The organism is Coriobacteriia bacterium, from assembly GCA_013334745.1.
Lineage (GTDB): Bacteria > Actinomycetota > Coriobacteriia > Anaerosomatales > JAAXUF01 > JAAXWY01.
Genome location: JAAXWY010000003.1, coordinates 100131 through 108186, shown reverse-complemented (window position 1 = coordinate 108186; position 8056 = coordinate 100131). Strand labels below are relative to the sequence as shown.

Sequence of the window (8056 nt, the reverse complement as noted above, 5' to 3'; positions counted from 1 at the left end):
CTTCGTCTTTGCCTGCTATGCGGGTTTGTGGCCGAGTCGAACTCTACGCGCCGGCCGCCTCGGTCTCGTTCGAACCCTCCCGAACCACCGTGGGCTCAGCGCCATCTCGCACCGCAGCCTCGGTGACGACAACCTTGGAGATGTCGGTCGCGCTGGGCAGCTCGTACATCAGGTCGAGCAACAGCCCTTCCATGATCGAGCGCAGTCCGCGAGCACCGGTACCGTGCTCGATCGCCTGCTCGGCGATGCCGCGTAGCGCGCCATCGGTGAACTCGAGTTCGACGCTTTCGAGGTGGAAGAGGCGCTGGTACTGCTTCACGAGCGCGTTCTTCGGCTCCGTGAGGATGTGAACCAGGTCGTCCTCTGAGAGCTCCTCGACGTGCGTGATGACCGGCAAGCGTCCCACGAACTCCGGGATCATGCCGAACTTGTTAAGGTCCTCCGGGAGCACCTGCGAGAAGAGCACGCCTGTCTCGTGCTTGCTCGCATCAGTGAGATCGGCTGCAAAGCCGACGCCCTTCTTGCCGATACGATCCGCGATGATCTTCTCAAGCCCCACGAACGCACCGCCGAGGATGAACAGGATGTTGGTCGTGTCGATGCGCAGGAGCTCCTGTTGCGGATGCTTGCGCCCGCCCTGCGGTGGCACGGACGCCTCGGTACCCTCAAGTATCTTGAGGAGCGCCTGCTGAACACCCTCACCCGAGACGTCACGGGTAATCGAGAGGTTCTCGGCCTTGCGTGCGACCTTGTCGATCTCATCGATGTAGATGATGCCGACCTCCGCACGCGGAATGTCGAAGTCCGCCGCGGTGATGAGCTTGAGCAGGATGTTCTCGACATCCTCGCCCACGTAACCGGCCTCAGTGAGCGCGGTGGCATCGGCGATCGCGAACGGCACCTTGAGCACACGCGCAAGCGTCTGGGCGAGCAGCGTCTTGCCGCAGCCCGTGGGACCGAGCATCAGGATGTTGCTCTTGGCGAGCTCAACCTCCTCGACACCTTCCTCGGGGGTGAGGTGGACGCGCTTGTAGTGGTTGTAGACCGCGACGGAGAGCACCTTCTTGGCGCGCTCCTGCCCAACCACGTAGTTGCCGAGCATCTCGTGGATGGCTGCAGGAACCGGCAGGTCCTCGAGGATCGGCTCAGCGGCGGTCTCCTCGGCGAGCTCGTCTTCAACGATGTCGTTGCACAGGTCGATGCACTCGTCGCAGATGTAGACGCCGGGGCCGGCGATGAGCTTCTTGACGTGGCGTTGGCTCTTGCCGCAGAAGCTGCACTTCAGCGACTCGGGGCCGTCAGGGGTGCGCGTTGGCATGCGCTACTTCGCCTCTTCTCCGCGATGGATGAAGATGCCGTCGATCAGGCCATACGACTTCGCATCATCGGCGCACATGATGTTGTCGCGCTCGGTGTCCGCATGGATTGTCGCCTTCTTCTGACCGGTGTGGAGCGCCAGGATGCCATCGAGCTCGTCGCGCATCCGGAGCATCTCCTTGGCCTGGATCTCGATGTCGGTGACCTGACCCTGCGTACCGCCCCACGGCTGGTGGATGAGTACGCGGGAATGCGGCAGAGCGAAGCGCTTCTTGGGGGCGCCGGCCGCCAGCAGCACGGCGGCCATGGAAGCACACTGACCAACGCAGATGGTCGAAACGTCGGACTTGATGTACTGCATGGTGTCGTAGATGGCCAGGCCGCTCGTGACCGAGCCACCCGGCGAGTTGATGTACAGCGAGATGTCCTTGTCCGGATCCGCGCTCTCCAGGTGAAGCATCTGAGCGATGATCAGGTTGGCGATGTGGTCATCGATCTCCGTACCCAGAAAGATGACGCGGTCGTTGAGCAGACGCGAGTAGATGTCGAAGCTGCGTTCGCCTCGGCTGGTCTGTTCGACGACGATAGGCACGAGCGCCTTGATGTCAGGCAGCATCGAAATCACTCCTCGGTGGTGTCGGCCGTGTCGACGTCGACCGGCTCGTCAGTCGCCGGCGCGGCCTCGTTTGACGCCTCGGCGGCTGCCTTGGCGGCGGCTTCTGCCTTCTTGTTGTACTCAGGATCCTCGGTGATCTCACCGTTAGCAACGAGCCACTTGATCGCCTTCTGTCGGACGATCTGCTCGCGAACGATTGACATGAGACCGCGCTCGGTCCAGCTCTTGATTGCCTCATCGACCGACTCGCCGCCGCTGATCATCGTCTTCATCTCGGTCACGACATCCTCGTCGGTGACCTCCATGCCCTCGGCGCGGAATAGTGCCTCGAGTGCGAGCTCCTCGCGCACCGACTGCTCACCCTGACGGTTGAGGTCCGCCTCGAGCGCCTCGATGGGCATCTTGAGCGCCGCGATGTAGGCCTGCACGGTCATCCCCTGCTGCTCAAGCGAAGCGGACAGCTCGCGCATCAGGTCCTTCGTCTTGGAGTCAATCATCGACTGCGGGACTTCTCCCTCAAGCCGCTCGGCCATCGCGGCACGCAACGCCTCTTCGGTGGCACGGGCGTTCTGAAGTGTCTGCGAAGCCTGCAGGCGGACACGCAAGTCGTCGTACATGGCCGCCACGTTGTCGTAGCCGCCGACCTGCTCGGCGAACTCGTCGTCGACCTCGGGCAGCGCCTTCTCCTTGATCTCGTGCACAGTGACCTCGAAACCGGCGATCTTGCCGATGTACTCGACGCTGGAGGTGTTCTCGGGCAGCGCGAACTCGATGCGCTTCGTTTCCCCGACCTCGATACCCAGCAGCCCGTCGTCAAACTCCGTGGGCATGGCGCCTTGGTTGAGCTGGTACAGGTACTGGTCGACGACGTTGCCCTCGAAGGGCTCGCCCTCGATGTCGCCGACGAAGGAGATGAGCGCGAAATCGTTTGCCTGGACCGGTCGGCCCTCGACGGGAGCGAGCGTCGCGAAGTGCTCGCGGGCACTTTCGACCTGCTCCTCGATCATGGAGTCGCTCACGAGCTTGGGCGGCACCGTGACCGAGATACCGTCCGTGTGGGTCAACGTGAGCTCCGGACGGACCTCCACATCGGCCGAGTAGGTGAACTCCTCTCCGGGCACGATCACATCGAGTTCCGAGATCTCGGGCGACTCGATAGGGCTGATCGACTCGGCGGCGATGGCAAGGGCGTAGGTGCTCTCGACGAGGACCTCGGTGGCCTCCGTGAGGACGTACTCCTTGCCAAGGTAGTTGTCTACGACCGGGCGCGGGGCATGACCCTTGCGAAACCCGGGGATCCGAACCTGCTTGGTGACTTTGTCGTACGCCTTCTTTACGGCCTCGTCGACCTGGTCGACGGGGACGGTGACGGTCAGTTTGATGTGGTTGCCCTCGAGCGGCTCAACCTTGGTTGTCAGCACGAAAGATCCTTTCCATGAGTACGGTGATGACCGGTGCCGGCCGGTGCTGTTAGTCGTGGTGCGGGCGAGAGGACTCGAACCTCCATGAGTTTCCTCACCGGAACCTAAATCCGGCGCGTCTGCCAGTTCCGCCACGCCCGCCTTTCAAACGGTTGAATATCATAGCAAACGCCGTGCAGCGTTCACGCAATCGGCATGACGTACGCGAAAAGGTACGCACCTCAGCACGCCCGGTCGAGACGGCGAACTAAGACGGCGTGCAGTCTCTGGCTACTCCCCGTGAACCGAACAGGCCACCTTGCCGGTCGCGGCATTCAGCGAATACGCGCCGCCCGACGGACAGATGACCTTGTTCTCGGCGACAAGCTGCGCCAGTGTGGGCGGCGTGCCCTCGGCAGTGCTGGCCGAGGTCGAAAGCAGCTGCCCGAGCGTCGCGCGGTTGGTGCGGCAGGTTGCGATACTCGCGTTGTCCTTTGCGGTGCCCACTGCGTCACCGAGATTGGCCGGAGCGCCGTCCTTCGCACCGGACGAACACCCGGCGAGTGAAATCGCGACTGCAACAGCAAGCACACACGCTGCGATTCGCATGGTACGAGTACGCATGATCGTTCCCTCCAGATGACTTCCGAATGCACACGTGAAGCGTACTCCATGGCACTGTCATGAGCCATGAATCCGGCCACCGCCGGCCGGCCTACGCTCCCGCGCTCACACCCCGAAGCGGCGCGTGCAGCACGATCGACGCCACCAGCCCCGCGACGATCCCCCAGAACGCGGCCCCGATCCCAAGCAGCTGCAGCCCACTCGCCGTCACCAAGAAGGTGATCAGCGCGGGCTCCCTGCGGCCCTCGTCGCGAATCGCCGAGGCGAGACTGCTGCCTATCGTTCCGATCAGCGCGAGACCGGCCAACGCGACCACCATCTCCGTCGGAAACATCGAGAAGATCGACGTGACCGTGGCCCCGAGTAGCCCGAGCAGCACGAAGAACCCGCCGAAGCTCACGCCCGACCAGTAGCGTTTCGCAGGGTCGGGGTGCGCATCGGGGCCCATGCCGATCGCCGCGACGATCGCGGCGAGGTTGAGCGAGAATCCGCCGAACGGGGCGAGCGCCAGAGACGTCATGCCGGTCCACATGATGAGCGGCGAGATACGCGGCTCGTACCCAGCGGCCCGGATGACCGCGACGCCCGGCACATTCTGCGAGGCCATCGTCACGATGAAGAGTGGAATCGCCACACTTACGATCGAGGCGAGTGAGAACTCCGGCATCACGAACACCGGGCGCGCAAGGGCGAAGTGCATCTCGGCTACGCGAAGGTGACCCTGCGCAGCGACCGTCACCATGCCCGCAACGAGCACGAGCGGTACTGCCCAGCGCGACGCGAACCGACGCACGACGAGATAGGTGGCGATCATGACGCCCACCAGGAGGAGCTGCGTTTCAAGCGAGGCGAACGCCTCGAGCCCGAAGCGCAGAAGAACGCCGGCGAGCATGGCCGCCCCCAGGGTGTGCGGCACGCGCGCCATCGCCTTCTCGAACCAACCGGTGGCGCCCACGATGACGATGAGAGCCGCGCACACCATGAACGCACCGATCGCTTGAGACATCGTGACGCCCTTGACGCTCGTGACGAGCATCGCGGCGCCGGGCGTCGACCACGCGGTGAGAACCGGGATCCGATAGCGTAGCGACAGCGTGATCGATGTCGCTCCGATCGCGAGCCCCAGCGCGAGCATCCACGAACCGATCTGCGCGTCGGTCGCACCGAGCGCTTGGGCGGCTTGGAATACTATGACCGCCGAGCCGGTGAACGCTACGAGTACTGCGACGAAGCCAGCGACTATAGCCGAAACAGAGAGGTCGTTGAGCCGAGATGCCACGAGACGCCTTTCGGGCGAGCGGATGCGGATGGCCGTTGCGAATCGCCACAGCCTAGCCGCAGCGCAGGTGGCGGCGCAAACGCACCCGCGTTGCACACGACCCGGCTCGCCAATGATGCTCCTGGCTGTCGGATCAACGGGGTACATACCCCTAGCGTGATGCACGAACTCCCGGCCCCCCAGAGAGGCATGAGATATGCGCCGTTATGACGTCCTGATCATTGGCAGCGGCGCGGCAGGACAGACCGTCGCAGCCGAGTGCGCCAAGGCCGGCAAGACCGTGACCGTCATCGACAGGCTTCCATTCGGGGGAACCTGCGCCCTGCGAGGATGTCAGCCGAAGAAGGTCCTGTTGGCTGCCGTGGAGGCCATCTCCCGTGTTGACGGGCTCGGCGGCAGCGGAGTCAGCGGTTCCTCGACTGTGGACTGGCCCGCACTCATGCGGCGTAAGCGGGACTACATCGACGCGACGCCCGAGAAGACGTTGTCGTGGATGAAGGCAATGGGCATCGTCACCTTGTCGGGCACCGCTCGCTTCACTTCGCCCGAGACCGTCGACGTGGATGGTGAATCAATCCACGCGACGTCCATCGTGGTCGCAGCAGGAGCGCGTCCGATCGAGCTTGGGTTCGCAGGTCAGGAGCTGGTGAAGACGAGCACCGACTTCCTGTCGCTGGAGCGTATGCCAGCCGAAGTGGCCTTCATCGGAGGAGGGTACATCTCCTTCGAGTTCGCTCGGCTCGCCCAGCTTGCGGGGGCCAAAGTCACGATCGTGCACCGCTCGAGTCAGGTGCTCAAGGGATTCGACCCCAACCTGGCCGACATGCTTGCGAACCGATACCGCGCGCTTGGGATAGACCTCGTACTCGATTCGCCGGTCGAGCGCGTGGAGCGCACCGCAAGTGGACGAATCGCAGCCGTCACAGCAGGCGCAGCCATCGAAGTCGATGGGGCGTTCCATGGAGCCGGCCGCATGCCGGACCTCGATGACCTTGACCTTGATGTCGCCGGTGTCGATTACACGCATCGCGGTGTCACCGTCGACGCCAGCCTTCGGAGTACCAGCAATCCAAGGGTGTGGTCGGCAGGAGACGCCGCCGCCATCGGGGCGCCACTCACCCCCGTAGCCGGCGCGCAGGGAGAGGTCGTTGCCGCTGGCATACTCGGGAGGCGGGCCATCTTTGACGACAGCTCAACGCCCAGCGTGGTGTTCAGCGATCCCCCTCTGGCTCGCGTGGGCGTGGACACCGCGGAAGTGGTGGCCGACGAGCGGCTGGAGGTCCGTGCCTTCGACATGAGCAGCTGGTTCACGCAGACCCGAGTGGGCAACACGGCTTCGGGTGCACGGCTCGTGATCGACCGCGAATCCGACACGATCAAGGGCGCTCATCTTCTGGGTGTTGAGGTCGAGGAGATCATCAACGTCTTCGCACTCGCCATCCGCTTCGGCATCACCGTCGAAGACCTCAAGGCGGTCATCTGGTCGTATCCGACGCTGGCGTACGACATCAACTATCTGACCGGCCGCTACTAGTACCGAGAACACAAAAGGCCCCCGACCGGAGTCGAGAGCCTTTGAAGTGTTGATGGTGGGCCGTCGGGGGATCGAACCCCGGACCTTGGGATTAAGAGTCCCCTGCTCTGCCAGCTGAGCTAACGGCCCATATCTAAGCGCCTCGACAGTTCATCGTCTAGCTGCGCGTTTTCAACACATGGGGTGGGTAACGGGGCTCGAACCCGCGACCTTCGGAGCCACAGTCCGACGCTCTAACCAACTGAGCTACACCCACCATGAGTGGCTTGGCACGCCCGGAGGGATTCGAACCCCCGACCTAGAGATTAGAAGTCTCCCGCTCTATCCAACTGAGCTACGGGCGCGTGAGACGTCGCTTCAACAGGTTGTGCCGCGAAGCGGTACGGTACCTGCGACGACGTAGGTTGTCAATGGAGCGGCCGACGGGACTCGAACCCGCAACAGTCAGCTTGGAAGGCTGATGCTCTACCAATTGAACTACGGCCGCACAAGTGGTCGGGCCGACAGGATTCGAACCTGCGACCCTCTGCTCCCAAAGCAGATGCGCTACCAAGCTGCGCTACGGCCCGACACATGTGACCCCGCCCGCCATCCAGGCGCAAGGAGCAAGGGACAGTGTAGCGAGGGGTACTTCAGCGGGCAACCGATTTCGCTAGTCCCGCACCAACTGCGCGCGCAGATCGCGCAGAGCCGCACCCCGATGGCTGATCGCGTTCTTCTCGGAGAGTGTGAGCTGGGCCATCGTGCGCCCAGGCGCGGCGTCGGGCAGGAACAGCGGATCGTAGCCGAAACCGTGCTCCCCTCGGCCCTCGAATCCGATGCTCCCCTCGCAGGTGCCGGTCGCGACAGTCTCGGTGCCGTCCTCTGCGAGCAACACGATCGTGCAGCGGAACCGCGCCGTTCGCTCGAGCTGCGGCACGTCTTGGAGTGCGAGCAGGAGCCGCGAGTTGTTCTCGGCGTCGGTGGCACAGGGACCGGCGAACCGGCTGCTGTACACACCGGGAGCACCATCGAGCGCGTCGACCTCAAGTCCCGAGTCGTCGGCCAGTGCCGCGAATGCGAACCGCTCGCGCGCTGCGAACGCCTTGATGCGAGCGTTGTCGGTAAACGTCTCGCCGTCTTCCTCCGGACTTGGCCACTCGCCATCGAGCTCGCCAGCGGAGGCAAACCGCCAGCCGGGAAAGTCGAGCGTGCTGCGGATCTCGGCGAGTTTGCCGTGATTGCCGCTCGCCACGACCACGAGCCTGCCGGTATCCCCCGGCTCGGGGGACGCATCGAAAGCCATG

The 8056-nt window shown here is 63.8% G+C and carries 7 protein-coding genes and 6 tRNA genes; 1 reads left to right on the top strand and 12 read right to left on the bottom strand.

Going from position 1 to position 8056, the window contains the following annotated elements; all coding sequences use genetic code 11:
* Positions 1 to 43: 43 nt before the first annotated feature.
* The 6 genes from clpX to HGB10_02195 all read right to left on the bottom strand — a co-directional run bounded on the left by clpX (position 44) and on the right by HGB10_02195 (position 5383).
* Positions 44 to 1318: an ATP-dependent Clp protease ATP-binding subunit ClpX gene (gene clpX / locus HGB10_02220; protein NTU70625.1), complete on the bottom strand. Its 1275-nt coding sequence runs from the start codon at positions 1316 to 1318 to the stop codon at positions 44 to 46.
* Positions 1319 to 1321: 3 nt separating this feature from the next.
* On the bottom strand, positions 1322 to 1933 hold the full coding sequence (locus HGB10_02215) for an ATP-dependent Clp protease proteolytic subunit (protein NTU70624.1): 612 nt from the start codon (positions 1931 to 1933) through the stop codon (positions 1322 to 1324).
* A 5-nt stretch (positions 1934 to 1938) separates the two neighbouring features.
* On the bottom strand, positions 1939 to 3354 hold the full coding sequence (tig, locus tag HGB10_02210; GenBank protein NTU70623.1) for a trigger factor: 1416 nt from the start codon (positions 3352 to 3354) through the stop codon (positions 1939 to 1941).
* A gap of 56 nt (positions 3355 to 3410) precedes the next feature.
* Positions 3411 to 3495 (bottom strand) — tRNA-Leu (locus HGB10_02205).
* Positions 3496 to 3624: 129 nt separating this feature from the next.
* On the bottom strand, positions 3625 to 3957 hold the full coding sequence (locus HGB10_02200) for a hypothetical protein (GenBank protein ID NTU70622.1): 333 nt from the start codon (positions 3955 to 3957) through the stop codon (positions 3625 to 3627).
* A 91-nt stretch (positions 3958 to 4048) separates the two neighbouring features.
* On the bottom strand, positions 4049 to 5383 hold the full coding sequence (locus HGB10_02195; protein ID NTU70621.1) for a benzoate/H(+) symporter BenE family transporter: 1335 nt from the start codon (positions 5381 to 5383) through the stop codon (positions 4049 to 4051).
* A 49-nt stretch (positions 5384 to 5432) separates the two neighbouring features.
* Between HGB10_02195 and HGB10_02190 the strand changes: the two genes are divergently transcribed.
* Positions 5433 to 6770 carry an NAD(P)/FAD-dependent oxidoreductase gene (locus HGB10_02190; protein ID NTU70620.1) on the top strand — a complete coding sequence of 446 codons (1338 nt, stop codon included), beginning with the start codon at positions 5433 to 5435 and terminating at the stop codon, positions 6768 to 6770.
* Positions 6771 to 6823: 53 nt separating this feature from the next.
* Here HGB10_02190 and HGB10_02185 read toward each other — a convergent pair.
* The 6 genes from HGB10_02185 to rdgB all read right to left on the bottom strand — a co-directional run bounded on the left by HGB10_02185 (position 6824) and on the right by rdgB (position 8055).
* A tRNA-Lys gene (locus tag HGB10_02185) sits at positions 6824 to 6899 on the bottom strand.
* A 50-nt stretch (positions 6900 to 6949) separates the two neighbouring features.
* Positions 6950 to 7026: transfer RNA gene (locus HGB10_02180), tRNA-His, on the bottom strand.
* An 11-nt stretch (positions 7027 to 7037) separates the two neighbouring features.
* Positions 7038 to 7114, bottom strand: a tRNA-Arg gene (locus HGB10_02175).
* 67 nt (positions 7115 to 7181) lie between these two features.
* Positions 7182 to 7257, bottom strand: a tRNA-Gly gene (locus HGB10_02170).
* A 5-nt stretch (positions 7258 to 7262) separates the two neighbouring features.
* Positions 7263 to 7339: transfer RNA gene (locus HGB10_02165), tRNA-Pro, on the bottom strand.
* Positions 7340 to 7422: 83 nt separating this feature from the next.
* Complete coding sequence (rdgB, locus tag HGB10_02160) at positions 7423 to 8055, bottom strand: RdgB/HAM1 family non-canonical purine NTP pyrophosphatase (GenBank protein ID NTU70619.1); 633 nt, start codon at positions 8053 to 8055, stop codon at positions 7423 to 7425.
* Position 8056 lies beyond the last annotated feature (1 nt).